This is a genomic window from Exiguobacterium sp. RIT594 (assembly GCF_003339585.1).
In the GTDB taxonomy this organism is placed as follows: Bacteria; Bacillota; Bacilli; order Exiguobacteriales; family Exiguobacteriaceae; genus Exiguobacterium_A.
In genome coordinates, this window is sequence record NZ_QPKF01000001.1 from 1,425,576 (window position 1) to 1,452,155 (window position 26,580).

A 26,580-nucleotide genomic window follows, 5' to 3' on the forward strand; every position below is an offset into this window, starting at 1 on the left:
AGGAGTTCTCTCATTTTTCATTTATTATCTTCCTTCCACTATCTTCATTCCACGTATCGACATACGAAACCACGTACTCTTTTTTCGTTCGACTGTACTTCGTTTCGAAATAATAGAGGACATTCTCTTTCTGGTTCAAGACAGAATAAGAATACGTCTTGTACGCCTTTGGAAAAACAGGTTGTTGTTTACCGGTCTGCTTCCCGACTTTTGAATAGTCGATATACGAGACTCTTTCATGTTTCCCAATCCCTGTCCCTGTCATCACCGCATCCAACTGCTTTTTCGTCATGCCTTTTTTAATCTTTTGATTGTTATAGACACGTTTGGAAGTGACAGCGGATGAGTCAAACCAATGTTTTTCGACGAGTTTTAACTGCTTGCTGTGTTCTTTCGACTTAAATACGAGCAACATCCGGACGGTTTGGAACGTCACTTCATCCGGATTGTCTGATTCATTCGGTACCTTTGAATCTGGGTACAAATAAAATTCATACTTCAAATATTTCAGCTTCCCGCTTTTATCATATGTATTGGAATCGTTCAATTCACCACTGCAAAAAAGATTAACTTTCACCTCATCTTCTGAGCGGTCACACAGATGTTTTTTATAGTTCTTGCCATACATGACTTCCGCAACACTGGTCATCGAGGCATTCATTTTCAACTTTTTAAAGGTGTCATGCTGTGTTTCCTTTTTGGTTTTTGCCTCGGCTTTGTTTGACGGATAACTCGTCAATAATAGAACAAAGACCATGGACAAAGTCATTAGTCCTTTGATTATGTTTTTCATATTAAAATTCTCCTTCAACATCGTTAATTAACAGAAATTAAATCATTCAACTGAACGATATGACTGCCCTTTTTTGCGTAATATTCGACCATCTCTGGAAGTTTCTTTTTGTCGTAACTTGTGATGCCGTCCGTGATCACCGTCACGTCATACTCCAGTTTCCGTAAGTTAAAGCACGTCGATTTGACGCAAGCCGTTGCATCTCCACCGGTCAGATAAAAGCCGGTGATGTCATGTTGCGCAATGAATGCTGCGAAGGCTTCACTTGTTAAGGCATTCCCCTTATATTTCGTGAAAATGTGATCCGACACGATCTTTAAATCCGGTGCCAACTCGGCACCACGCGTCCCGGTTTTAAACGTTCTTGTCCCGGCTGATAAATTCTCGTGCCGGATGTAGACCACATGCATGTCCTGTCCAACTGCCCAATCGATTGACTGATTGATCGTCCCGATGACTTCTTTGTAGTTTTTTGTCATGTCATTTTGAATATCGATGACGACCAAGGCTTTCTTTTGCATGTAAACTCCTCCTGAATGAATAAACGGATTTTTCGTTCTGATGAATGTTTCCGGTTCCGATCGAATAACGTACACTTGAGGTAAGAAGCAGATTAAAGGAGACATGCCGCGTGAAAGAAAAATATTATTTTGACGTCTTTCCTGAACTGACGAGCGAACGGCTCCTGTTAAGGGAAATCCGCTTAAGCGAAGCAAACCACATGATTGAAATTACGGCCTATGACGGGCAACAGGCAGAAAACAGTCACGACGTCGTCCGGATCTTGAGTCAAATTGCTCTTGATTACCTCAACGGGGACGGCATCACGTGGGGACTGTACTTAAAGTCGACCGGCGAATTCATCGGCAACTGCTGTTTTTGCAGAGGCTACCAAAACAACATCGCCGAAATTGGTTATGTACTCAAAGCAGACTTCCGCGGCCACGGCTACATGACGGAAGCTGTCAAAACGGTTACCCGATTTGGACTGCAGGACATGAAAGTCAAACAGGTTTGTGCCTATACCGCACCCGACAACCGGGCCTCGCAGTCCGTTCTCTTAACAGCCGGGTTCACGACAGGTAGTTGCAATCAAGACAGCCACCAGTTCATCTGTCAGTGAGCAAGACGCCGGACTTTCGCCCATCATTTTGCCTTAAAGTTATAAAGTGGTTTAATGACTTGGAGTAACTCAACCGTGTCCTCTGTGTTCCGGATGATTTCCTCCATCGGCTTATAGACAAACGGCGACTCATCGCGTGTCGATTCGACGACCGAACTCGACCAGACATCCTGCATCGTCTCCTCAAATTCCTTCAAGTCCACTGATTTGAAGGCTTTTGAGCGGGACATGATGCGTCCGGCTCCGTGGGGTGCGGAATAGTTCCAGTCCGGATTCCCTTTTCCTCTGACAATCAATGAACCATCGCGCATGTTCATCGGAATGATGGCGACTTCACCGGCTTGCGCTGAAATCGCACCTTTCCGGAGAATCATCTGCTCGAGATCGATGTAGTTATGGATCGTATCAAACTGTTCCGTGACCGACCAGCCCATCGCTTCAACAATGACGTCGGTCATCGCTTGACGGTTCAACGCTGCGTACTTTTGAGCGATTTTTAAGTCATGTAAGTAATTGTCCATATCGGAACCGGACACGTAGGCTAAATCTTTATTTGTTTCATTGAACTGACTCTTCAGCTCGACCAACGTTGTTTGAATGTCCTGCTCCCGACCCTGATCTTTCAGCGAGGCGACGATTGTTTCTGTATCGACCGTGAATTGTGAGCTTTCCGCCAGCTTTTGATAATGCTCGGCAATCGTTTTCCCGAGGTTTCGGCTGCCGGAATGAATGACGAGATACAGATTGTCTTCCTCGTCCGCATTCAGCTCGATGAAGTGGTTTCCACCGCCTAACGTGCCGATTGATAATCGGGCCCGTGTTTCGTTAAATGGTGCCAACACTTGATCAAACGGAATCTGTTCCGACAACCGATGCGGCTGATTACGGACGGACATGCCACTCGGCACCAGTTCCTGAATTGTTGCATCCAGTTTGTCATAGTCGATGCCGGCTGTTTCGTTTCGTATAATCTGTGTACATAACATCCCGCAACCGATATCCACCCCAACGAGATTCGGCACGACTTTATCGTGAATCCGCATTGTTGTTCCGATGACCGATCCCTTGCCCGCGTGACAATCGGGCATGATTCGGACATTCCCGTCGACGGCAATATTTTCATTCAGCATGCCTGTCACCTGTTCAATCGTCATATCATCGACATTATGTGTAAAAATTTTCGCTTCGCCGTATTTTCCACGGATCGTCTTCATCTTGTTCTCCCCCTGTTCACTCCACTCTTTTTTCAAGTATCCTACAAAATCCCTTTTTTAACAATTTATTCTCGTTCGTGAACAATTGTCAGAAATTGTTGCGTTAAGGCGGATTGCCCGTCTTCCGTCAACCAGACAAGAGCCGTCGTACTCGTCGCGTCCGGTAACCGTTCCTGAACAAGTCCCGTCATGTCGAGCTCGCGAAGTGTACTTTCCGGTAACAGTGTCACGGCTTGTCCGCACCGGACAAGTCCAATCAAGGTCAAGACGTCGGAACAGGTTTCCTGCGAGACGACCCCGAACTGCTGGCTGAGCGTCTGAAAGACTCCCAGTCCTTCCTGACTCGGAATAATGACGTCGGCGTCCGGGAAATCAGGATGATGGACTCGGTAAAATGGTTCCTCTTCCATCCACTCGATCGTGACCCCTTGCGCCTCAATCGGCAGCCGGACGAGTGCCACGTCGATCGCATGATCCTTCAAACGATCAATCAAGGCAGCGGACTCGCCCTGATGAATTTGCAACGTGATCCGGGGATGTCGTCGTTTCATCTCTTGCACCCATCCCGTCAATCGACCGGCGGACAACGTATTGACCCCGATCCGTAAGATGCCGGTCCGTCCTTCCTTGATGTCACTGACTTCAATCCGGGTTTCCGCTTCATACCGCAACAAGGAGACGGCCCGTTCATACAGCCGCTCGCCGCTCGCCGTAATCCGGATGCCGCGTCCCGCCCGTTCAATCAGCCGTACACCAAGCAACTCTTCCATCTTCCGAATTTGTTGGGTCAACGCAGGCTGTGCCATCCGCAGTCGTTCCGCCGCCCGTGTGACGGATTGTTCTTCAACGACCGCGCAAAAATACCGATATTGGCGTAAATCCATATTCATCATCTCTTTCATATGTTTTTAGTCATAAATATGTATGAATCATAACATCAATCATATGATACGATGCTGAAATCAGCGATTTTTAAAGGAGACGATTTTTGTGAAACGTACGACGTCCACGGTCCAGTGGATTATTTTCTTATTAGCCAATACGATTGCCTTGCCAATCGTCGTCGCGAGCCTGTTTGACCTCTCAAGTGTCGAGACGGCCGCACTTGTTCAACGATCCTTCTTTGTTGGAGGAATCGCCTGTTTCCTTCACGGAACGTTTGGTCACCGGTTACCGATCGTATCCGGTCCGGCCGGTTCATGGGTCAGTATCTTTGTTGTCATCGCCGCGTTGCCGGTCGATTCAAAGACGGCCTTCACGATTGCGATGGCCGCTGTCGTCATCGCCGGCATTGTCCTGATTTTCCTCGGGTTGACGGGATGGACGCGCTTTTTATTACCGGTCTTTACGCCGCTCGTCAGCGGAACGTTTTTGCTTTTATTATGTATTCAATTGACCGGCGTCATGCTCGGTGCCGTTCTCGCCGTCGAAGCAACACGTCTTGCCGGCATGCTGACATTCCTGCTCGTCCTTGGACTCAGCCAGTTTGGTCCGGCACGTCTCCGGCCATTCGCCTTGATGATCGGCATCGTCGTCGGCTGGTTGGTCAGCCGTCCGTCGTTACCGGAAGCGTCCGGTGTCTTCGCCGTTCCGACGGCTTTACCGTTCGGGATGCCGCAATTTGACGGCAGTGCGTTTCTCGTCGCGATTCCGTTTGCGATTCTTTTGATCGTCAACCTGATTGCCGCGCTCAGCGCCGTCGAAGCGACGATTCAGAAAAAAGGGGCCTTGAATCAAGGACTGACCATCGAAGGAATCATTCACTTGATCGCGGCGACGTTCTCGACGCTCGTTCCGGTCCCGTTGCCGATCACAAGTGGTTTCATCGCCCAGACGGGAAGTAAGGAACGCCGGCCATTTTTGATTGCCTCACTTGTCATCGCCCTGATCGGGTTTTTCCCGAGCATCATCGGGATCATCGCAACATTGCCCCGCAGTGTCGCCAGTGCGGCTTTGCTCGCAACGTTACCGCACATGTTCCTGATTGCCTGGCAGTCCGCTGAAAGCAGTATGACGACCAGTCGCCGGAAGCATGCTTTTGCGATTTGTGCCGTCATCGGCATCAGTATCTTATTGCAATCGACGGTCCTGGCGGAAATCCTCCCGTTGACGTTACGTCCATTCTTCAGTAACGGCTTATTGATCGGTACGATGCTTGTGCTCGGTTTTGAAGTCATCGAGCGTTTGCGTTCACGACGTGATGCTAAATCTGATCGACTTGCCAGTTGATTTGTACGTCAAAGTAAAATCCCCACTTTCTCGCAAAATGCGACAGAGTGGGGATTTTGTGTTTGAAATCATATGAAAACAGTCTATTAAACTCGGCTTCTTCCCGTGACTCCTACAGGAAAAGAATACGAGGATTACTTTATCGTACCTCGCGCCACCATTTACGCGTCTGGCTCGTAGCCGTAACACTTTCACCAATCATCGGGGTCACGACCGGTACGTCGTGTTTCGCTGCTTCCTTCAGGACGCGTTCAACCGGTTCGAACCACGGATGAAACGCCAGCGTAAACGCCGACCAGTGGACGGGAATCATCACGTCCCCTTTGACATCGAGATGCGCGGCGAGCGTCTGTTCCGGCAACATATGCGAACTCGACCAACGGGTGTCGTATTGTCCGCATTCCATGATCGTTAAATCAAACGGACCATATTGTTCCCCAATGGCTTTGAAGTGAGGACCATACCCGCTGTCGCCGCTGAAGAAGATTTTTTTCGAGCCCTCAATCACCCATGACGCCCAAAGCGTCGAAAATTGATCGAGCCCGTTGCGACCAGAGTAGTGCCGGGCCGGTGTTGCCGTCAGGCGGAGACCGTTCGTCTCAACCGATTCATGCCAATCGAGTTCCGTAATCCGGGCCGGATCGACACCCCAGCCTTTCAGACGACTCGCGACACCAAGCGGGACGATGAATTGACCGACACGATCTTTTAACGCCAGGACCGAATGATAATCCAAGTGATCATAATGGTCATGTGAATAGATGACGAGATCAATCGGTGGTAAGGCATCCAGATCGACCTGTGCCGTCGTCTGGAACCGTCCACCCCCGAGTTTCGGGAACGGTGACGGAGCACGTCCGAGCATCGGATCAAAGAAAATCGTCTGCTGATCGAGTTCAAGCAGGAACGCCGAGTGACCGAACCAGGTTACGCGCGGTTCCGTTCCGTCCGTCCGTTGTTCAAACGGAACAACCGGCAACGGTTTGACCGGTTTTAACGACGGCAGCTCCCGTCCGTAATCTTTTAAGATACTTTTCATTGTGTCCCATTCCATCTTTAATTGGAATGGCAGTTCATTTTGAAACTTTCCGTTCGAAAACTGAGCCGAACGGGCATAACGCTGTTGATCTGTCTTCGATGGTCGGCGACCGAACAACGGATAACGGGTCATGAAGACCGCTCCGAGAACGCCGAGACCAGCGAGTGTTGCGAGTGTTGCGACTGTTTTTTTCATTTTTCTTCACCTCTTTGATACGTTCAGTATAGCACCGGCGATTTTTAAAGCGGTAATGAACAAACTTCACTTCTCAAAAAAAGACGCCAAACTGAAAAGCTCAGCTTGGCGTCCCGGTTTATTAATCTACATCGTCGGCTTTCCATTTTGAACGGTCGCTCTTGTCGTGATCATCCGAATGCTCTGATTCATAATCATTGATGCCCGGATTTGCGACTTTTCCGCCGTGACGGTCATTCTCATCGTTAGAATGATCATGTAAATGGTCGTGATCATGGTCGTGATTGTGATCATGTGTATGGTCATGTTCATCGTGCCGGTCTTTTGCGAACAATGCGATTCCTCCCCGCTCGACTTCCTGGTAATGGCGTTCCGCTTCATGATCGGAATGACCGACCCGCTTTAGTGTTTCCCGAAGCGGCGGCTCATGACTGAACTTTGATTTGATTTGGTCGATCCAGGACGCACCCGATGTTTCATCTGTTGCATCATCCCGTCCCACTACTGAAAAATCAGAATCTTTATGTCCTTGCTGTTTTAGTGCTTGCATTTTTTGATGTAAACTCGATTCATCATGAAAAATGCCGATAAATTTTTTCGCCATCGTCAACACCATTCCTCTCACAGAGATATGAATTTACAGACTCCAATTTTTACCCTTCTTTTCGGATCTCAAAACGAAAAAAACGTATCTTCCGGTGAACCGAAAGATACGTTTTAACAGATTAGTCTTTGAGTAATTGTGGTGAATCAACGAGTGTGATGACACCGTCGTTTTTCTGAACGAATCGTTCGTAGACGAAATCATTCGCAAACAAGAGAACCGGGTTTTCCCAGCGGTCGTAGACGAGGACAGTCCGTGAATCCGTCAACTTCTTGACTTCACTGATTTCTGTCACTTTGACCCACTTCGCAACCTGGAAGTTTGCCGCATCTTTTAAGATGTCTACGCCGTATTCCCCTTTGAGACGGTGTTCGAAGACTTCGAATTGAAGTTGTCCGATCGCGCCGAGGATGATTTCGTTGTATTCCGTCTTATAGACTTGAATGGCTCCTTCTTGTGCGAGCTGTTCGACACCTTTTTGGAACTGTTTTGATTTCAGGGCGTTTTTCGTAAAAACTTTCAGGAACAGTTCCGGTGCGAACGTCGGCAAGGCCTCGTACTGCAGGCTCGGATCACCGTTCGTGATTGTATCGCCGATTTGGTAGTTGCCGGAATCGTACAGACCGATGACATCGCCGGCAAACGCTTCGTTGACCGTTTCCCGCTCATCTGCCATGAACTGTGTCGATTGCGACAGCTTCATCTTTTTGCCGGTCCGCGTCAGGACGACTTCCATCCCACGGTCGAACTTACCGGTACAAATCCGGACGAACGCGATCCGGTCACGGTGATTCGGGTTCATGTTTGCTTGGATTTTGAAGACAAAACCGCTGAAGAAATCTTGTGCCGGCTCGATTTGTCCTTTGTTCGACTCACGCGGAGTCGGTGACGGTGACAAGTTGAGATAATGCTCAAGCAACGGTGTGATCCCGAAGTCGACTAAGGCAGAACCGAAGAAGACCGGAGTCAATTCACCTTTCGCAATCAATTCTTCATTGTATTCATTGCCGGCTCCGTCGAGTAAATCAACTTCGTCGACTAACGTGTCGTACATTTCATTGTTGATCGTTGAGGCTAACTGATCGTTTGCGAGTCCTTCTTCGCCGAGATCAATCGTCAGACGATCGTTTTTAAAGCAGTGGAACTTCTCGTTGACACGGTCGTAGACACCTTCGAACTGTTGTCCGGATCCTGCAGGCCATGTGACCGCAACCGACGGAATCCCGAGGACTTCTTCGAGCTCTTCCATCAATTCGAGCGGGTCACGTGCTTGACGGTCCATCTTGTTGATGAAAGTAAAGATCGGAATACCACGCATCCGGCAGACCTGGAACAGTTTCTTCGTTTGGGACTCGATCCCTTTCGCCGCATCGATGACCATGATCGCCGAGTCGACGGCTGTCAGGATCCGGTATGTGTCTTCCCCGAAATCGGAGTGACCCGGTGTATCCATGATCGAGACGATTTTTTTGTCATATTCGAACTGCATGACGGAAGAAGTAACGGAGATTCCCCGTTGTTTTTCGATCTCCATCCAGTCGGATTTCGCAAATTTCGAGTTTTTCCGTGCCTTGACGGATCCGGCTTCGCGGATTGCTCCACCGTGGAGCAAGAATTTTTCAGTTAATGTCGTTTTCCCGGCATCCGGGTGGGAGATGATGCCGAAGATCCGGCGTTTCTCGACTTCGGTTTGAAGTAGTTTTGTCATGTATATTAATTCCTTTCACCTATATATTCAACCTCGATACAGATACTTTTTCGCAACTAGTCTATCATACCGAATTTTCGCAGTCTCGTCCATTTCACATTGTTGACTTAATTTTCAGATTTTGTATTGACAACCCAGCCTGATGTTCTATACGATGACGAGGAAGTTACTATTACAAGAAGGAGGAGACGTACAATGTCACAATCATTTAATCAGCAACAACCGATTTACGTATTGGCTACAACTGTACGTCACCCAATCGTTTAATTTTCAATTAAGCAGGGTGTACGTATGCGTATACGTACATGCTGCCCTCTTATATCAGGACGGGTATGCCCATATTTGTGCGTATCCGTCTTTTTCATGGTCTAAAAACGGAAATATAAGGGGTTTTGTTTATGTTTACTGCACTAAAACAGCTTGACCGTAACATCTGGATCCGGTTCGTCGGGGAAACGATTACCGGCGTCATGATGTTCATGATTGCACCATTTCTTGTTCTCTATTATTCGGAACAGCTTGATTCGTATTTTTTAGTCGGCCTCATCATGGCGACCGGTCCAATCACGTCCCTGTTCGGTTCGTTCCTCGGCGGCTATCTCGCCGACCTGTACGGACGTAAACCGCTGATGGTCATCTCGATCGTCGGGGATGTCATCGCGTTGATCGGCTTTTCGTTCGCTGATTCGTTTTGGCCGTTATTATTGATGAATGCCTTGCTCGGTCTGACGAATTCCTTGTTCCACCCGGCAGCAAGCGCCATGGTCGCCGATGTCACACCGCCGGAACGGCTTAATGAATCGTTTGGGTTGCTCCGGATGGGACATAATGTCGGAGCTGCGTTCGGACCGTTGATCGGAAGTGCCGTCCTGTTCATCGACCGGTCGCTGATTTTTTACGCTGCTGCCGCCGTCTTTTTCCTGTATGCCCTCGTCTTGTTAGTTTTCATCCAGGAAACCAAACCGGATCAGATCGAACACACGCACGACGAACCAAAGCTGTCGGCTTTCACCGTCCTGCGGAAAGATCATGTTTTCGTGATTTTCATTGCAGCTGGTGTCTTTATCTCGATGGGCTTCGCCCTCGTTGAAAGCATGTTGCCGGTTTTCCTGAAGGAAGCCTTGCCGGGACTGCCGAATGATAAAAATCCGTTCCCGTACCTGATGGGACTGAACGGCATCATGGTCGTCCTGTTCCAGTTCCCGGTCGCCGCCCGCTTGTCCGGTAAAGCCTTCGGCAAAGTCATGTTGCTTGGCGCCAGCATCTTCGGACTCGGGATGATATTACTTGCGTTCATCCCGTCGTATCTGTTTTCGCTTGGAACCGGCTATATCGTGCTCGTGACGATTTTACTGGTCATCTACGCCCTCTATACACTCGGTGAGATGATTATGTCACCGGTCCAGATGACATTCATCGCTTTGATCGCCCCGGAACACTTGCGCGGAACGTATAACGGTGCCGCCAGTATCCAGTGGCTGATTGGTGGAGTCACGGCGCCGTTACTTGGTTCCTTGTTCCTCGACTCCGGAAACGGACAATACGCGCTTGCCGGTGTCGGTGTCGCCTGTTGTTTGTCCGGACTTGTTTATCTCGCGCTCGACCGCTCGATCCAACGCGCGAAACGGTTGTCTCAATCCGCATAAATTAAAGTAGTTTTTTTTACTCATTTAATATAGAAACCCCAAACCAGACACTCGTCAAAAGTATCCGGTTTGGGGTTTTCGTATGTATATGATTTAATAAGGAATTTTGTCCTATATGATATTCGAGGAGAAGAAAGGGTATTGATGATTAAATAGTAGTATTTATTTTACAAGTTTTCCGTGGAGATATTTACTCTCCACAGCAGGAATTGAACTCCTTAACAGAATTTAAGGCCAGAAAGCCCACTGCTTCAGTGCTGGGAGTGTCAGGATCGTGACATTAACGTAGGAATCGCGATGCTTCAGTTCCGGGTTAAGGGAGAGACGATGCAGATGATTACCCATGAAAGAGCGCTATCCGTTCGCCAGTGCATCTTCGATTACTATCAACGCGTCGGGATCCGCTGTCAGGTGACGATTTTTACGGAGCAACCGCTCCAACTGTTATTGGACTTCGATTCCAATCGGGACGAATTGATTACACCACAACGACGAAGCCATTCTTGTCGCCATATCCGGGCTCATCTTGTCTCTGCCTTGATTACGTTTGATGACTCCTATACGCATGTTTATATGACAAAAGCCCCGTTCACCTCCCTGACACGTTATTGCCTCCTGATCGTTTGACAAAATAGGTGGTCTGTTCCTATCTGAGAGAAAACTGATTATACATTCAATTCAAAGCATTCCTGAACCCGAAACAGCTCATGTGGGAAATGGCTTCTGCTTCGAATGCTCCAAAAGACAGACTCGATTTCCGAACACCATCACGATGGCAACACACCGTCCGCAACAAATGGACCGAATATAACGGGCAGAGGTTCTAACGTTCGTTGTACTTCAGTAATGAATCGACTCGAGCCGCTGACGAAAACGATTGGATCGTCTATTGAAATGTGTTCCAGGAAACTTTCGATTTCTTCGTCCCATCCCTCATTCTGAATGCTGTGAAAAATTAAGCCCTGTTTCGTGAGTAAATTAAGATCTGACAACATTTTCTTTGAAGATGGTTTTGTTGACCGGACATGTAAAATTGTCGTTGTCCGTCCACTCATCAGCGCATACTGCGCCTCATCGATGATGGCACCCAGATGATGCCCTTCCGCGACGAGCAGGACACCAAGACGAGACCAGTCACCCTGTTGCTTATATTTGCAAAAATGGCGACACGTCTCGACTAATTGATGATGGACAATCCGCCAGGCTTCGAGTACCGGATCCGTCGGTGACAATCCAAGTTCCACTCTGACCGCATCGACAATCTCGGTACTGACGATATCCGGATAGGTCAGGATAAAAGATTTTGTTTGCTTGATTTCATTTAATAAGACCATTTTAAACAGTTCACTGGATTCGTGTTGATGCGTGACATGTTTCATTAGTTGAGCCAACCGGAGGATCCGGAGCTCAAAGCTTTGCGATGGAAGCTCGAGACTTCCTATTTCCTGCAGTTCTGCGCTATACTTATTTTCCAACTGTTTATAAAAACGACTGGCAATCCGTAAGCCGTTTTGATCCACTTGGGGTCCGATCGATTGTAACAGGTGTAATGCCTGATCAAAATGCATGACATGACCTACCTTTCCTCGTATATTATGCCCGACCTTTTCTTTAAATTCAATCTCTAAAATGCATCTTTAGATATGCACATTCAAACTTGTACTTTCTATTTAACTTCTCTAACATGTGTAGTTAAGTAGGTGATGAAAATGCGCATGACACGTTATACGGATTATGCAATCAGATCCCTGTTATTTGCCGGGGCAAACGCTGATCGATTGGTCCGAATTCAGGAAGTAGCGGACTGTTACGACATTTCAAAAAATCATCTGATGAAAGTCGTCTATCGTTTAGGACAAAATGGATTAATTCATTCTGTTCGAGGTCGAGGTGGCGGATTCCGTTTGGCAAGCCCGCCGGATGAAATTTATATCGGTGACGTAGTGCAATTGTTTGAACCAACAACTCATTTTTTAGATCCACTCGAAGGGACATCCGAGCTCCCTTCTTTAGACCCTGCACGCGACGCTTTTGATGACGCGATTGCTGCGTTTCATCAAGTCTTGAACAGTTACACGATAAATGATTTACTTCATCCAACGAATTCTACACATCGACAAATCCTTGAAATGATTCCGAGCCGCGACTAATCGTGGGCGGAATCATTTTTTTGTCGACAGACATCCGTGACGTCATCTGAATCCGTGCGTGGTATACTTATATAAGAAAGGAGGGGTACAGATGAACCCTCACGAAGAACTCAACACTTTATATCTCCGCTTAAAAGAGGCAGATCCGTCACTCGAACGTGGTGAATCACTTTGGACCATTTTTGAAGACACGACTGATGCGACACTCCGTCCCCTTGCCTTATGGACGTTTTCTCAAAACCAATTCGATTTGGGTCACTTCCGCTCTTTTTTAGTTTCCTTTTCCCTTTTGATGGATTGGGTCCGAAAAGATGAATTGACATTAACCCCTAAACAGGAACTTGACTTGTACTGGAATTATAAATCCTATTTAATTTATGCAGCTGAACAGGAAGATATGCCCGTTGCCTTGTTAGAAGAAGATTTTGACCGGTTCGTTGATTTTTGTGACGCTCACGGCTTTGCCCGGACACGGGATTATATCGGCTTTATGATTTACAGCAAACTCGGTGACGAGGAACAGGCGGACCACTATCTTTCCGAATGGATTGACGCTCCGTCCGATGAATTAAGTGACTGCCCGTCTTGTGAAGGTTTCAGCCGGATGACGTATGCGATTGAACGCGGTTATGAAGACCGGGCCTTGTTACTGTACGCTGCCATCCGCCATGAGCGTGGCTGTTCGCGTATGCCCGATCAGGCCCATCCGTTTATCCTTCCGTTATTCATCAGCCGGAAGAAAGACCGGTTTGATTGGACGGAACGATTGATCCAAGAAGTCAAACGGGTTAAACCGCTCTTTACAGGCGGTGATGAACCGTACCACCTCTATGCCGCGATGTATTACGACGACAAGTACGTCTGGTCGATGGAAGAGAAAAAACAGTTGATTCCATTATTGACGGACCGTGGTTACCTGCAATTCCTGCTCGCCCACTACGCAGCGTCCTACCGTGCTGCGCGTCATGCCGAAGTGGCCTATCTCGGAGTACTGCGTTCCAATATTTATGAAGTCGCCCAGGAGCTGGATCGACGGATTGACGGACATTTTTATTTGAATTTCGTCGAACGGGAACTCAAACGGGTCACGGAATTCATCGTTTAATTTTCTTGAGAGGACGTGTCGGAATGTTAGATCATGTACAGTTAGCTGCCCCAAGAAACTCGGAAGAACAGGCTCGGGCTTTTTATGCCGGGCTTTTACATATGAAGGAAGTTGACAAACCGTCCGGCGTCAACGCAAGTGGTGGTGTCTGGTTTGAATCACATGGCGCCGCACTTCACCTCGGTATCGAAGAGCCGTTTCATCCTGCCACAAAAGCACATCCCGGTCTGACCTTTTCGCATCTGGATGACTTGGCAAATCGCTTGCAGACTGCCGGATACCCGGTTCAGTTTGATGACCGCCTGGCACCACGCCGCCGGTTTTTCACAAATGATCCGTTCGGCAACCGGATTGAATGCATCGAACAGCAAATTCCCGTCATCGTTCCGAAACGGCTGACGAACGGTTCGCACGTTCGTTTGCTCGCACCGGCCTCAAGTCTCGCGACGGTCGAGTCGAACATCCTCGATCAGGCAATTACGGTTTTGGAATCGTTTGGCTTACGGGTGTCGATCAGTCAACATGCCCGGGCTTTGAATCCGTTTGGTTCGAGTGATCCGGCGTGCCGCTTGGACGATCTGCACACCGCGTTCGCCGATTCATCGATTGATGCGATTTTATGTGTCCGCGGTGGATTTAGCTCCAATGAATTGCTGGACGGGCTGGACTATGATTTAATCCGGAATAATCCGAAGATTCTCTGCGGTTTTTCCGACATTACAGCGCTCAGTCAGGCACTCCTGACACAAAGCGGACTCGTTACCTATTCCGGACCGATGTTACGCGCACTCGCCTCCCGCGATGCCTATACGTTACAGTCGTTCGTGAAGGTTTTATTCGAAAGCGGAACGACGCTGATTCAGCCGAGTGTCAATTGGCATGATCAGCACGAAGGAAAAAATGTAACGCTTTCGAATCCCGGCCCTGTCGTCCTGTCTTCCGGTTCTGCGACAGGACGTCTGCTTGGTGGAAACCTCTGTACGTTAAATCTGTTACAAGGTACACCGTACTTCCCGGACTTGCGTGACAGCATCCTGTTCCTTGAAGATGATTACGAAGTCCATCCGGCGACATTTGCCCGTGATTTTGCTTCTTTGATGGCACAGCCCGGAGCAGATCAAATTCGGGGAATCGTCTTTGGCCGCTTTCAGCTCGCAACTCAGATGACAGATGAACACCTGCGTTATCTGATCAGCCTGTACCCTGCTCTCCCGTCGATTCCGGTCATCTCCGGAGCAGACTTCGGTCATACGATGCCGCTCTTCACCTTCCCGATCGGCGGGACGGTCTCGATGGAAGACGGCATGCTTTCGATTCAACATTAAAAAAGGGAGGAGTCGCGGCGATCCGCGTCTCCTCCTTCTTTAATAGTCGAGCAATCTCGAAGCATCAATTTGACGCTTCGATCCATCGGCAAACATCTCGAGTGTCGCGAGGATTTTATGATCCGTCAAGTCATATCGGACCAACGTAAAGTCCTCGAGCGTCGAAATCGTCTTAAACGTTTTTCCGACCGTGAACGCCCGCTTCCGGCTCGTATCCTGAACCGGAATCGTCACGAATACGACCGTGATGTCCGTTCCGTTCGTATCGTAATAAAACTCGACGACACGACCGTCCGCTGTCTCCGGCAACAGACCTTTTTGAGGTCGTCCGGACTCATCCAATTGTACATAAGGTTGTAACATCGTTCCGCCTCACTTTCTCCGTCATTTATCATAGCATGACAAAAAAAATTATGCTAATGTATAAGTGATGTTGAAAGGGGGATGAGTCACGGATGGCATGGTTCATGAATGGAATTTTGCTCTGGGGCTTTATCATGATCACATTGATGGCGATTGGCGGTTTCTTCATGTTCCGGAAGTTCCTAAAGAAACTTCCAAAAGAAGACGGCAAATCGATGATGGACTGGGAAGATGAATACATCGATCAGACCCGCCATTTATGGACGGATGAAACACTTGATTTATTAAATGCACTGGTTATGCCTGTTCCGGCTGCTTTTCGGGATGTGGCACGCCGAAAGATCGCGGGACGGATCGGTCAGTTCGCACTGGAAGAACGCGCACCTGTGATGACGTCCGAACTGGTCGTCAAAGGCTATATTTCTGCGACACCGAAACGGGATCATAAATTCTTGAAAAAAGCCTTACGCGAACACGCCATCGATTGGCGGGATTACGAACTTTATTTCCAAAACTAAAAGGAAGGACTCTCTCGCGAGAATCCTTCCTTTTAGTTTTGCGGTAAATGTTTGACCGGAACGATTCCCGACTTGACCTGCTTATACTTCAGGTACATCGCAATCCGCCAAGGCACAATCATCCCAAAGGCGACGAGATAAAAAATTCCGCCCGTCTCAAAAATATCAATTTGCCCGCCGATGACAAACTTCGCGACGGTCCGGACAATCAGAATCCCGAACAGGACGATGAAAAAGGCTTTCGATCGTTGCAAATAAATTTGTCCTTCGGCTTCGTAAAAATTAGACGTCTTGATCAAAAAAATACTGAAGATCATCCCGATCAATAACGCTTCTGCCACTTCCGTCCAGGTCAGACGTGATGCCGGATATAAAAACTGCAGCATCCCGGTCGACATGGCGAAGGGCGGGATTAAGATTTTTTTAGCGTTCGTCGGTTTAGCCGAAGCTTTGACACGAATGAAGCTGATCAGTAAACCCATGACGAGCGCAACCCCTGTTGATACCCAAATCATCCCATCACTTCCTTGTTAAAATCCAGTGAATCCTACGATATCACTCATCCATGCAGCAAATGCACTGAGTCCGTCAAAATACAGGACGATTCCGAACAACATCATCAATGCTCCACCGAATTTTGTCATCTTTAAACTGTATTGAACGAATAATCTCGAACGACCGACGAAAAAAGCCATCAATAAAAATGGAATCGAGAATCCGAGCACATAAAATAGCATATACAACATACCTTGACTCGGGTTCGTCGCTGCCAGTCCGATGACACCTGCCAAAATCGGACCCGTACAGGGCGTCCATCCGGCAGCAAAACCAATTCCGACAAGGATGGTACCGATGTACCCGCCCTTTCGTTCACCTAAATTGAGTTTTTTCTCACGCATCAAGAATGTCGGTTGCCACAAGCCAAGCAACACCACACCAAATACGAAAATCACGAGCGCACCGACCATCCGTAATGTGTCACGGTAGGTAATGAAGACGTCCGCCAGTAAGGAAGTCGATAGGCCAAGAACAGCAAACACCATCGCAAATCCAACCAAAAAGGCTACGGTATGCAACAGTGACCGTTTTTCTCTGACCCCTTTTTCTTTCAAGTCCGTTACAGAAACACCGGTAATATAAGAGAGGAATACCGGATATAACGGAAGCGTACAAGGTGAGACAAATGACAACAACCCTGCACCAAACGCTAACCAAAGCGAGAGCTCCATTTCAGCAGCTCCTTTCTAATAAGAAGAAGTTCCTTCTCTATTTTGCCAAACTAATCGACATTTAGCACCTATTATCTTCCGAAAGATAAAAAAGATTCGTGACAATTGAAATTACAAAAAAATTACATTTCCTCAAAACAGATGAAATGTCGTTGCACTGCCAGAAACCACTTGCTAGAATATGGATATGACACCAATGTAAGGGAGGATTCTATGACAAGCCAACATCTATTGACTTTAGCGATCGAAGCAAAACGAAGTGAATTGTATCATCAAGCGGATCGGTCTAGTTTCACCTCCCCGCATGTTTTAAAACTGAGTCATGAACTGGATTTATTACTCCTTGAATACACTCGCTTCGTCCAAAAATATACCTATCCGTCTTCAAATGAATCTGTTTTAGGATAATTGGATGAAAGCTACAGACCATATATACGAATGAGAAAAAGCCGTCGATGGATCAATCCGTCGACGACTTTTTCGTGTTTCTTCTATATAATGCGGTCAATTCATCTTTTTTAATCGAGCTTTACATTCGATTCATTGAAAAAATACTTTACTTCCGTCCAGTTACTCTCTTTTCAGTCTTTCTTTGAGCCTTAAGTTCGGGGAATAGTTAGAATATTTCCTCATTACTATGTCTAAAGTCCTACTCTCCCTTTAATTTACCAAGCATTATGACCTAGACGTGACAAAACAGGCATTTTTGCAATCTGTTTGTCATACTAGCCCGGTTTGTAACTTGAATGACTCCGACCTGTAAACGCACAACCCTGAATTGCCGTGTAAAGTAGGAACAGTAAACACAGCATATGTCAGGAGGACATCAATAATGAAAAAAGCAGTTTTCGCTGCAGGTCTTGCAGCAACGGCTCTATCAGTAGGATTCGCCCAAGAGACAGAGGCTGCCTCAGAGACGGTAACAGTAAATACAGCGGTATTAAATGTACGCACAGCACCTACAACGGCATCAGCGGATGTAGGTAACGTATATAAAGGTCAAAAATTAAATGTCGAAGGACGTTCTGGTGCATGGATTCAAACAAACATCAATGGCCAAAAACGTTATGTACACGGCGCATACACTTCAGCCGGCTCTTCATTCGACTTTAAAAAAGCTACAGTCACTACGGCAGTATTAAACGTTCGTTCGCAACCTACTACAAACTCTAAAGACGTTGGCAACTTGTATAAAGGTCAGTCCGTTAACGTAGAAAACAAAGTCGGTGCTTGGATCAAAACAACAATCGACGGAAAAACTCGTTACGTACACAGCGCTTATACAACTTTAGCAGGTTCAACAGCAAAAGCTCCAGCTGTTAAAGCTCCAGCAGCTAAACCAGCAGCACCTGTTGCTAAAGCGGCTCCAAAAGCAGCAGCTAAACCAGCTGCAGCAACAAAACAAACAACAGCAGCTAAATCAGGTACAAAAGTTACAATGAATGTTTCTGCGTACACGACTGATCCATCAAACAACGGTAGCCGCCTTTACAACGGTCGCGCATTGACTGCCAGCGGTTATGATGTTACAAATACGATCACGTACAATGGTATGCGTATCGTTGCAGCATCAGCTCAATACCCAATTGGTACACGCATGCACATCTCAGGTATCGGTGAAGCCATCGTACTTGACCGTGGCGGCGCTATCCAAGGTAACAAACTCGACCTTCTCGTTGGTTCACAACAAGAAGCACTCAACTGGGGACGTCAAAACGTCACTGTTACTGTCTACTAATTTCAAACACAAACAACCTGCCGGGCGTGATCGCCTGGCAGGCTTTTTTGTGTCTTACGAAACGGGTGAAACGTGGCCGGATTGTAGTTCATACATTTTTTTATACAATCCGTTCTTTTCAATCAACGTCTGATGGTTCCCTTGTTCGACGACTTCCCCCTGATGCAGGACTAAAATTAAATCCGCATCCTGGATTGTCGACAACCGGTGGGCAATCGCAATCGTCGTTCGCCCTTGCCGCATGCGTTTTAAGGCGACTTGCACTTTTTCTTCCGTTTCCGTATCAATCGAACTTGTTGCTTCGTCGAGAATCAGGACTTTCGGATCTCGCGCCATCGTCCGGGCAAACGAGACCAACTGGCGTTCCCCGGCAGAAAACGTCGCTCCCCGCTCTGCGACCGGACTGTCATATTGCTCGTCCAACTGATTGATGAAGCCATCCGCTTGGACAAAACGGGCTGCTTCCTCGACTTTTTGGAACGGAATCGAAGGATCGAATAAGCGGATGTTATCGGCGACACTTCCAGTAAACAGGAATGAATCCTGTAACACCAGTCCGACATGACGCCGCAGTTCGTCTTCCGGCAATTGTTCGAGCGGTTGCCCGTCAATCAAGATCCGACCCGACTGATAGGAATAAAAACGCATCAGGATATTGATAATCGAACTCTTCCCGCTGCCGGTCTGACCGACCAGGGCAACCGTCTGCCCTTTCTTCGCTTCAAACGAAATCCCTTTTAAAACTTCCTTCTCTCCGTCATAACTGAAGCGGACGTTATCAAAGACGATATGTCCTTCTGTAATATCAGCGTCACCCGCAATCGTCTTCGCAGGTTCCGGTTCATCCGTATCGAGTACTTTAAAGACACGGTCCGCCGAGACGACAGCCTGTTGGAATTCAGACAGACGTTGCATGATTTGCTGAACCGGTTGGAAAATCCGCTCCATGTAACTGATAAAGGCATAAACGACCCCGACCTGGACCGTTTGTGAAAACGACAGGACTCCGAAGTACGTAATCAAGGACGCAATCGTCAGCGCTAACATCAACTCGATGATTGGCCGAAGCAGCCAGCTGTCGAGCTTCAGGTTCTTGTAACGCCCGTTCTGATGGGCGATGTTCGTCTCTTCAAATTCCGCCATCAACCGTTTTTCCTGGCGAAATTGTTGAATGATTGCCATTCCGTTGATCGATTCATTCAGCTGTCCGTTAATCTTCGACAACAAATCCCGGACTTCAGCGTAATATTTCGTTGAATAACGGCGGTAAATCCAGATGATGAAATAAAACAGCGGTAACAGGACTAACGCAATCGTCGCGAGGCGCGGTTCGAGCAAGTAAAGGAACAGATAGGTTCCAATCAGTTGCACCCCGCTTTGGACGAACGTCGACAAGACACCGATATACAGTTCTTTGATGGCTTCCGTATCGTTTGTGATCCGTGACACAAGTACGCCAGCCGGTGTCCGGTCAAAGTAACCGAGCCGTAAGTGCATGACGTGACGAAACACATCAATCCGGAGCCGTTGAATGACTTTTAAGGCAATCTTTTGGAACTCAAACGCCTGCAGATAATCGACGATGATCCCTGTCGTATGCAACAGCAAGTACACCCCGAACAATAACACCACTTCCTGCACCGGATAGTTGCCGACCGCGACATAATCGTCGATGAAAATCTTGACGAGATACGGACCGCCGAGCTTTGCTCCGGTTGTCACGAGCAACAGTAAAAAGGCAACTAACACCTGTTTTTTAAACGGTTTGACGAATCCCAGCAATCGTCGCAAGACCGCTTTTTCATTAATATCATGATTCAAGCGTTCCACCTCCCTGTTCGACGAGTGATTCGAGTTGCTGACGGTCGTAGGTTTCTTTATACCAACCGTCACGGGCAAGCAATTCATCGTGTGTTCCCCGTTCAATGATGCGACCCGCATCAAGGACGATGATCTCATCGGTATGCGAAACCGCCGACAGACGGTGGGCGACAATGATTTGTGACTGTTCGTTATCCTCCGTCCGGAAGTGTTCGATGATCGCTTCCTCCGTCTTGGCATCAACCGCCGACAAGGCATCATCTAATACCAAAATCGGACAATCGGCAAGTAACGCCCGGGCAATCGAAATCCGTTGTTTCTGACCCCCGGATAATGTGACACCCCGCTCCCCGACCATCGTCGCATACCCTTCGGTAAAACCGAGAATATCCTCGTGAACGGCAGCAATCCGTGCAGCTTCCATGATTTCTTCCATCGATGCATCCGGTTTCGCAAAGGCGATATTATCAGCAATCGAAGCAGAGAATAGGAAATGATCCTGCGGAACGATTGCGACCTGTTTGCGGACCGTTTCCCGCGTCAATTGTTTGACGTCCTGTCCGCCAATCGCAATCGAACCGTATTTGACATCGTATTCGCGTGATAACAGGCGAACGAATGTCGATTTCCCGGCACCGGTCCGACCAACGATTCCAAGTGTCCGACCGGGTGTCAATGTCACATGAATGTTCTCAAGCACAGGTTGTGTCTCATATACAAACCGATCAATCGCGACTTGTAAATCAGCGGATGCAACCGTCGTCGCCGCTTCTTTCGCATCCTTGATTTCCGGTTCGATTGCAAGCATCCGTTCGATCCGGTCATACGAAGCCCGTCCCCGTTCGACGATATTGAACAACCAGCCGAACGCAAGCATCGGCCATGTCAGTAATCCTAAATATGTAGTGAAGGACACGATGTCCCCGATCCGGATTTCCCCTTGCTGTAATAAATACGCGCCGTATCCGACGGCAATGATATAAGATAAGCCGACCAAACCGAAAATCGTCGGATCAAATAAGGCATCGATTTTCGCGACCCGGCGGTTTTTTTGAACGACATCGTCAGATAACGAAGTAAACGTTCCGACATCCGACTCGACTTCCCCTGTTGCTTTTAAAACCCGGACTCCGCTGACGCTTTCTGCGACCTTGTCATTCAAATCCGAAAAAGCTTCCTGCGCATCGTGGAATCGGGAGTGCAGCATCTTCCCGTACCGTGACGTTAAATAAACCATCAGCGGCATCGGTAACAACGAAACAAGCGTCAGTTTCCAACTGATTGTCGTAATCATCGTGATGATGACGAAACTGCCCATCGTCACGGAATCGACGAGTGTCAAAATACCGGCTCCTGCCGTCATCGAGACGGCTTGTACATCATTCGTCGCATGCGCCATCAAATCCCCGCTGCGGTACTTCTTGTAAAATGATTGATCCAGGTCCGAAAAATGACCATAGAGTTGACTGCGCAACAACCGGCCGAGCCGGATCGACGCTCCAAAGATGTAAAACCGCCAAAAATAACGAATCACATAGGTCGATACCCCGATCAACACCAGTGTCGCGACCAGTTTCCATAAATCATTTTTCGTCAAACTGCCTTCGCTCAGTCCGTTGACCGTCGAGCCGATCACTTTCGGCGGAATCAGTTCCAGTCCGGCAACAAAAATTAAAGCAATGATGCCTAAACTGTATGCTTTCCATTCGAGTCGGAAAAACCAACTCAGTTTCCTGAAGACTCCCATACAAGTCCCCCCTTTTTAAATCGATTGAGTATTTCTAATAGTCTCACATTTTAGATTAGCCATCTTCCTAAAAAATAGCAAACAAAAGGAGACCAAATTGGTCTCCTTTTACAAGTCGTTATTTTTTCGGTGATTTCATTGAACCACTCATTGAACGCATCACTTGGTTGACTTTCTTTTGTGATGGCTTTTGACCCATTTGCATCATCAATGTCTTAATCATATCTTCGTTGATTGGTGGGTTTTGCTCCAAATAGTTCATCATGTATCGACGAGCGATATAAAAACCAAGGGCGACACCAGCTACCAAGCAAAGAAGGGCAATTAAAATCCAAATCCATGTAGCCAAGTTGCTTCCTCCTCTAACTTCAAACGTCGCTTTTTACTATACTATAATTTAAAGCCTTTGCATAGATAATGCAAAAAAAAGGTGCGCGCGTTTGCGCACCTTTTTTCATTAACCGAGTTGCTTGACTGTGTTCAAGACATTTTCGACAGACATGCCGTACTCTTTTAACAGAAGATCTCCAGGAGCCGAAGCACCAAAGCGATCGATTCCGATGACTTGGCCTTCTGTTCCTACATATTTATACCAACCGAGTGAAGCACCGGCTTCAATCGCAAGACGCTTCGTGATACGTTTTGGCAAAACTGATTCTTTGTATTCTGCTGATTGGGCTTCAAACAATTCCCATGATGGAAGTGAAACGACAGCTGCCGTTTCGCCGAGTTCTTTTTGTGCTTCAACTAATAGATGCACTTCAGAACCTGTTCCCATTAAGATTGTATCTGCTTTGTCGATGTCACCTGCGATGACGTATCCGCCTTTTTCAGCGCCTTCAACCGTCGTACCTTCAAGTTCAGGTAATCCTTGACGTGTCATGACGAGAAGTGTCGGTTTGTTTGTTGATTGAACGGCTGTTTTCCATGCGGCAATCGTTTCTTTTCCATCTGCCGGACGGTAAACTGTCAAGTTCGGCATCGCACGGAAACTCATTAAGTGTTCAACCGGCTCGTGTGTCGGACCATCTTCACCAACAGCAATCGAGTCATGTGTCAGGACGAAGATCGACTGGATACCCATCAACGCTGCTAAACGAACTGCAGGACGGAGGTAATCCGAGAAGACGAAGAATGTCGCACCGTAAGGAATGACACCACCGTGTAACGCCATACCGTTGACCGCTGCTGCCATTGCGAACTCACGCACACCAAACCAGATGTTACGGCCGCTTGGATCGATGTCGAAGTCTGCTTCGCCTTTGAGCATCGTGTTGTTTGATCCTGCTAAGTCAGCTGATCCACCGAAGATCGATGGGATGTTTTTCGCAAGAGCGTTTAAGACTTCACCACTTGTCTGACGTGTTGCTTTTTTCGATGTCAGATCATATGTCGGAAGGTCTGCTTCCCAGTTGCTTGGCAATTCGTTATTGATTGCTTGTACAAGTTCAGCATGCAATTCCGGATGCGCCGTTTTGTATTGTTCCATTTTCTCAGTCCATGCCGCTTCCGTATCAGCGCCACGTTTTTCGATGCGCTCTTCGAACAAGTCTTTAACTTCTTCCGGTACGTAGAATTCTTCGTGATCCCAAACGTAGCTTGCTTTCGTCAACTTAATTTCCGCATCTCCGAGTGGTGCACCGTGTGAAGCCGATTTACCTGATTTGTTTGGTGAACCAAATCCGATGACTGTTTTTACTTCGATCAATGTCGGTTTTGTTGTTTCAGCTTTTGCTGCTTCGATTGCTTTTGAAATCGAATCAAGATTCGTACCGTCTTCGACACGGATGACTTGCCAATTGTATGCTTCAAAACGTTGTTGAACGTTTTCCGAGAATGATTTATCGAGATCGCCGTCAAGCGAGATATCGTTTGAATCATACAGAACAACCAATTTACCGAGACCTAAATGTCCAGCGAGTGAAGCGGCTTCTGCCGAAACACCTTCCATTAAGTCACCGTCTCCGCAAATCCCGTATGTGAAGTGATCAACGACGTTTAACTCGTCACGGTTGTATTTCGCTTCCAAGTGACGTTCTGCCATCGCCATACCGACAGCCATCGCGATGCCTTGTCCGAGTGGACCAGTCGTCGCATCGACACCTGCTGTGTGACGGTATTCCGGGTGACCCGGTGTTTTTGAGTTCCATTGACGGAATGACTTCAAGTCATCCATCGCGAGATCATAACCTGATAAATGGAGGAGTGAGTAGAGAAGCATTGAACCGTGTCCTGCTGAAAGTACAAAACGGTCACGGTTGAACCATTCTGGATTTTTAGGGTTGTGGTTCATATGATCCGCCCATAATGTAAATGCCATCGGTGCTGCACCCATCGGCATTCCCGGGTGACCCGAGTTCGCTTTTTGTACTGCATCAATTGATAAGGTACGAATCGTATTTACTGCTAATAATTCTACTGTTGTCATGTTCGTCAAAACAATCATCCTCTCTCTTTTTCACAAATTCCTCCTCATTTTAGCATACCCAGAAATGTGATACAACTTTTCTAAATAGTATGTCACATTGAAATGAATGCGCTCTCTATTGCCGTTTTCTTGGCACTTTCGTGATACATATTACGAACGTTTCATCAAAAAAAGCTACGCCACTCATCCCAATGAGTGACATAGCTTTTGTCATTATTGTTTGTTCCGTTCTTCTTCTTGTGCTTGCTTCAGTTTTTCAGGTGTTACGTCGGTTCCTTCTTCATCGACAATCTTGATGCCCATCATCTGATTTTTGAACGAACCACGGAATGCTTCTAGATAAGCCGTCCGTAATTCTTTTTGCTCCGCTGTTTCCGCATCCGTCAGCGGTTCGACTTTTGATTTATTGGCTAATTCGTTAATCCGGTCTAATTGTTCTTGTGATAACATGATATCCCTCTTTCTGTTGACTCAAAGCTGAGCTTTCAATAGTAATCTTACTGTAAAAGACACGAAAAAAAAAAGCAAGTTTGATGCGCCGCTGAGGCATCAAACTCGCTTTCTTATTCATACGTACTGACAACTTCTTTATATTCCAGATAACGCCGGTTGACGGTCGCCTTCGAAATGTCGTGTCCCATCCCTCTTAATGTCACCGCGATGTCCGCGAATGTTAGTCCTAACTCACGTAATCGGACGATTTCTTCAATCGGGACTTCCTTTCGGCTCCGGCCGGCATTTTCACCTTGACGGTTCAGGTTCTGTTCGGGACGAAAGCCATTTTCGACAGCCCGTCGCATACCGCGGGCAATCTTCGCATTATGCAGTTTCCGTTGATATTCTTCGACGAGCGATACGATCTCAAGAACCATCGCTTCGGCGTCTGCCAGTTTATACTCGCCATCCGATTCCATCGTCATCAGTTGAACCTGATGTTTTTGGAACGTATGTAAAATGGCGATTTTGGCATTCCCGCGTCCGATCCGCGTATCATCCGTCACGAGAACGGCATCCACGGCTTGACGTGTGACGAAATCGAGAACGGATAACATCCCTTCCCGGTCAACGTCATAACCACTTTCTTTTTCCGTGATGATCTCCACGACTTCAAACCCTTTTGTTGCAGCGAGTCCCGACAGTTCTGATCTTTGCCGCTCAAGCGAGCTGTCCTGTGCTTCTTTTTCCGTCGAGACGCGACAGTAGATTACTACTTTCACTGTACTTCACACCCCTGTTCGTTCTTTGACAACTTTTACAGTTTGTCACTGTTGCGCGATTGGTACAACGATTTTGTTTTTCGAAATGACATGAGTCGTCTTCAGTTCATTATTCTCGATCAACCACTCGACATATTCCTGATCGGTCATCGATCCGTCATTGTAGACTTCGGCGACCTGTTCGACGGTCGCGTTTTGATCGACCGTGACAGAAGCCGTCAAGAGTTGTTCAACCTTCTCGTCCGGTCGAGGCGTTAAGAGAAAAAGAATGAAAGCAAGGCTGAGCGTATAAAAAACAATGGAAAAGGCATGGGTACGAATCGTATGCATCATGATAAATCCCTCCAATTAAAAATGTTTTAGAATAGATGTTCTCGGAACAATTGTT

28 protein-coding genes are annotated in these 26,580 nt (G+C 47.4%); 10 read left to right on the top strand and 18 right to left on the bottom strand.

Annotation, left to right across the window (positions count from 1 at the left end; genetic code table 11):
• Positions 1-10 precede the first annotated feature (10 nt).
• Both DVG79_RS07470 and DVG79_RS07475 read right to left on the bottom strand, forming a co-directional pair.
• Positions 11-793, bottom strand: coding sequence for a hypothetical protein (locus DVG79_RS07470; RefSeq protein WP_114596163.1), 783 nt, complete (start codon positions 791-793; stop codon positions 11-13).
• Positions 794-816: 23 nt separating this feature from the next.
• Entirely contained in the window at positions 817-1,314 is a 498-nt protein-coding gene (locus DVG79_RS07475; protein WP_114596164.1) for a cysteine hydrolase family protein, read from the bottom strand.
• 110 nt (positions 1,315-1,424) lie between these two features.
• Between DVG79_RS07475 and DVG79_RS07480 the strand changes: the two genes are divergently transcribed.
• Entirely contained in the window at positions 1,425-1,916 is a 492-nt protein-coding gene (locus DVG79_RS07480; RefSeq protein WP_114596165.1) for a GNAT family N-acetyltransferase, read from the top strand.
• A gap of 23 nt (positions 1,917-1,939) precedes the next feature.
• Here DVG79_RS07480 and DVG79_RS07485 read toward each other — a convergent pair whose 3' ends face one another.
• Together DVG79_RS07485 and DVG79_RS07490 are read right to left on the bottom strand one after the other, a co-directional pair.
• On the bottom strand, positions 1,940-3,130 hold the full coding sequence (locus DVG79_RS07485) for an RtcB family protein (RefSeq protein ID WP_114596166.1): 1,191 nt from the start codon (positions 3,128-3,130) through the stop codon (positions 1,940-1,942).
• 65 nt (positions 3,131-3,195) lie between these two features.
• Complete coding sequence (locus DVG79_RS07490; RefSeq protein ID WP_114596167.1) at positions 3,196-4,014, bottom strand: LysR family transcriptional regulator; 819 nt, start codon at positions 4,012-4,014, stop codon at positions 3,196-3,198.
• A 106-nt stretch (positions 4,015-4,120) separates the two neighbouring features.
• Here DVG79_RS07490 and DVG79_RS07495 point away from each other — a divergent pair, with 106 nt between their 5' ends.
• Positions 4,121-5,359 (top strand): purine/pyrimidine permease, encoded by a 1,239-nt coding sequence (locus DVG79_RS07495; protein ID WP_114596168.1) that lies wholly within the window; start codon positions 4,121-4,123, stop codon positions 5,357-5,359.
• Between the two features lie 139 nt (positions 5,360-5,498).
• Here DVG79_RS07495 and DVG79_RS07500 read toward each other — a convergent pair whose 3' ends face one another.
• The 3 genes from DVG79_RS07500 to DVG79_RS07510 form a co-directional block, all read right to left on the bottom strand.
• Entirely contained in the window at positions 5,499-6,593 is a 1,095-nt protein-coding gene (locus DVG79_RS07500) for an MBL fold metallo-hydrolase (RefSeq protein WP_114596169.1), read from the bottom strand.
• A 121-nt stretch (positions 6,594-6,714) separates the two neighbouring features.
• Positions 6,715-7,197: a general stress protein gene (locus DVG79_RS07505; RefSeq protein WP_233494556.1), complete on the bottom strand. Its 483-nt coding sequence runs from the start codon at positions 7,195-7,197 to the stop codon at positions 6,715-6,717.
• A gap of 121 nt (positions 7,198-7,318) precedes the next feature.
• Positions 7,319-8,905 carry a peptide chain release factor 3 gene (locus DVG79_RS07510; RefSeq protein WP_012370017.1) on the bottom strand — a complete coding sequence of 529 codons (1,587 nt, stop codon included), beginning with the start codon at positions 8,903-8,905 and terminating at the stop codon, positions 7,319-7,321.
• A 398-nt stretch (positions 8,906-9,303) separates the two neighbouring features.
• Here DVG79_RS07510 and DVG79_RS07515 point away from each other — a divergent pair, with 398 nt between their 5' ends.
• Both DVG79_RS07515 and DVG79_RS07520 read left to right on the top strand, forming a co-directional pair.
• On the top strand, positions 9,304-10,551 hold the full coding sequence (locus tag DVG79_RS07515; protein WP_114596171.1) for an MDR family MFS transporter: 1,248 nt from the start codon (positions 9,304-9,306) through the stop codon (positions 10,549-10,551).
• A 333-nt stretch (positions 10,552-10,884) separates the two neighbouring features.
• The gene (locus DVG79_RS07520) at positions 10,885-11,178 is read left to right on the top strand and encodes a hypothetical protein (RefSeq protein WP_147269817.1); all 294 of its coding nucleotides are present in this window, start codon (positions 10,885-10,887) and stop codon (positions 11,176-11,178) included.
• A 140-nt stretch (positions 11,179-11,318) separates the two neighbouring features.
• Here DVG79_RS07520 and DVG79_RS07525 read toward each other — a convergent pair whose 3' ends face one another.
• Positions 11,319-12,119 (bottom strand): hypothetical protein, encoded by an 801-nt coding sequence (locus tag DVG79_RS07525; RefSeq protein WP_114596173.1) that lies wholly within the window; start codon positions 12,117-12,119, stop codon positions 11,319-11,321.
• Positions 12,120-12,260: 141 nt separating this feature from the next.
• Between DVG79_RS07525 and DVG79_RS07530 the strand changes: the two genes are divergently transcribed.
• The 3 genes from DVG79_RS07530 to DVG79_RS07540 all read left to right on the top strand — a co-directional run bounded on the left by DVG79_RS07530 (position 12,261) and on the right by DVG79_RS07540 (position 15,131).
• Positions 12,261-12,701: an RrF2 family transcriptional regulator gene (locus DVG79_RS07530; RefSeq protein ID WP_012370012.1), complete on the top strand. Its 441-nt coding sequence runs from the start codon at positions 12,261-12,263 to the stop codon at positions 12,699-12,701.
• A 91-nt stretch (positions 12,702-12,792) separates the two neighbouring features.
• Positions 12,793-13,806, top strand: coding sequence for a hypothetical protein (locus DVG79_RS07535; protein WP_012370011.1), 1,014 nt, complete (start codon positions 12,793-12,795; stop codon positions 13,804-13,806).
• Positions 13,807-13,829: 23 nt separating this feature from the next.
• Complete coding sequence (locus DVG79_RS07540) at positions 13,830-15,131, top strand: VOC family protein (protein WP_114596174.1); 1,302 nt, start codon at positions 13,830-13,832, stop codon at positions 15,129-15,131.
• 39 nt (positions 15,132-15,170) lie between these two features.
• On the opposite strand, the gene DVG79_RS07545 is transcribed toward DVG79_RS07540, so the two are convergent.
• Complete coding sequence (locus DVG79_RS07545; protein WP_114596175.1) at positions 15,171-15,494, bottom strand: hypothetical protein; 324 nt, start codon at positions 15,492-15,494, stop codon at positions 15,171-15,173.
• 92 nt (positions 15,495-15,586) lie between these two features.
• On the opposite strand from DVG79_RS07545, the gene DVG79_RS07550 reads away from it, so the two are divergent.
• Positions 15,587-16,012 (top strand): DUF2621 family protein, encoded by a 426-nt coding sequence (locus DVG79_RS07550; RefSeq protein ID WP_114596176.1) that lies wholly within the window; start codon positions 15,587-15,589, stop codon positions 16,010-16,012.
• Positions 16,013-16,044: 32 nt separating this feature from the next.
• Here the strand turns inward: DVG79_RS07550 and DVG79_RS07555 are convergent, their stop codons facing one another.
• Positions 16,045-16,527, bottom strand: a complete 483-nt coding sequence (locus tag DVG79_RS07555; RefSeq protein ID WP_114596177.1) for a CcdC family protein — start codon at positions 16,525-16,527, stop codon at positions 16,045-16,047.
• A 15-nt stretch (positions 16,528-16,542) separates the two neighbouring features.
• Positions 16,543-17,241 carry a cytochrome c biogenesis CcdA family protein gene (locus tag DVG79_RS07560; protein WP_026828727.1) on the bottom strand — a complete coding sequence of 233 codons (699 nt, stop codon included), beginning with the start codon at positions 17,239-17,241 and terminating at the stop codon, positions 16,543-16,545.
• A 213-nt stretch (positions 17,242-17,454) separates the two neighbouring features.
• Here DVG79_RS07560 and DVG79_RS07565 point away from each other — a divergent pair, with 213 nt between their 5' ends.
• A complete protein-coding gene (locus DVG79_RS07565) occupies positions 17,455-17,649 on the top strand; it encodes an aspartyl-phosphate phosphatase Spo0E family protein (protein WP_026828728.1) in 195 nt (64 codons plus the stop codon).
• Positions 17,650-18,073: 424 nt separating this feature from the next.
• On the top strand, positions 18,074-18,979 hold the full coding sequence (locus DVG79_RS07570) for an SH3 domain-containing protein (protein ID WP_114596178.1): 906 nt from the start codon (positions 18,074-18,076) through the stop codon (positions 18,977-18,979).
• 54 nt (positions 18,980-19,033) lie between these two features.
• On the opposite strand, the gene DVG79_RS07575 is transcribed toward DVG79_RS07570, so the two are convergent.
• From DVG79_RS07575 to yneA, 7 genes are all read right to left on the bottom strand, one after another.
• On the bottom strand, positions 19,034-20,800 hold the full coding sequence (locus tag DVG79_RS07575; RefSeq protein WP_114596179.1) for an ABC transporter ATP-binding protein: 1,767 nt from the start codon (positions 20,798-20,800) through the stop codon (positions 19,034-19,036).
• A complete protein-coding gene (locus tag DVG79_RS07580) occupies positions 20,790-22,547 on the bottom strand; it encodes an ABC transporter transmembrane domain-containing protein (protein WP_114596180.1) in 1,758 nt (585 codons plus the stop codon). Before DVG79_RS07580 ends, DVG79_RS07575 begins: the two co-directional genes overlap by 11 nt.
• A 118-nt stretch (positions 22,548-22,665) precedes the next feature.
• Positions 22,666-22,896 (bottom strand): YneF family protein, encoded by a 231-nt coding sequence (locus DVG79_RS07585; RefSeq protein WP_012370001.1) that lies wholly within the window; start codon positions 22,894-22,896, stop codon positions 22,666-22,668.
• A gap of 108 nt (positions 22,897-23,004) precedes the next feature.
• On the bottom strand, positions 23,005-24,993 hold the full coding sequence (gene tkt / locus DVG79_RS07590) for a transketolase (RefSeq protein ID WP_114596181.1): 1,989 nt from the start codon (positions 24,991-24,993) through the stop codon (positions 23,005-23,007).
• 195 nt (positions 24,994-25,188) lie between these two features.
• Entirely contained in the window at positions 25,189-25,425 is a 237-nt protein-coding gene (locus tag DVG79_RS07595) for a DUF896 domain-containing protein (protein ID WP_012369999.1), read from the bottom strand.
• Between the two features lie 113 nt (positions 25,426-25,538).
• On the bottom strand, positions 25,539-26,192 hold the full coding sequence (locus tag DVG79_RS07600; RefSeq protein WP_114596182.1) for a YneB family resolvase-like protein: 654 nt from the start codon (positions 26,190-26,192) through the stop codon (positions 25,539-25,541).
• Between the two features lie 45 nt (positions 26,193-26,237).
• Positions 26,238-26,525, bottom strand: a complete 288-nt coding sequence (yneA, locus tag DVG79_RS07605; RefSeq protein WP_026833384.1) for a cell division suppressor protein YneA — start codon at positions 26,523-26,525, stop codon at positions 26,238-26,240.
• Positions 26,526-26,580 lie beyond the last annotated feature (55 nt).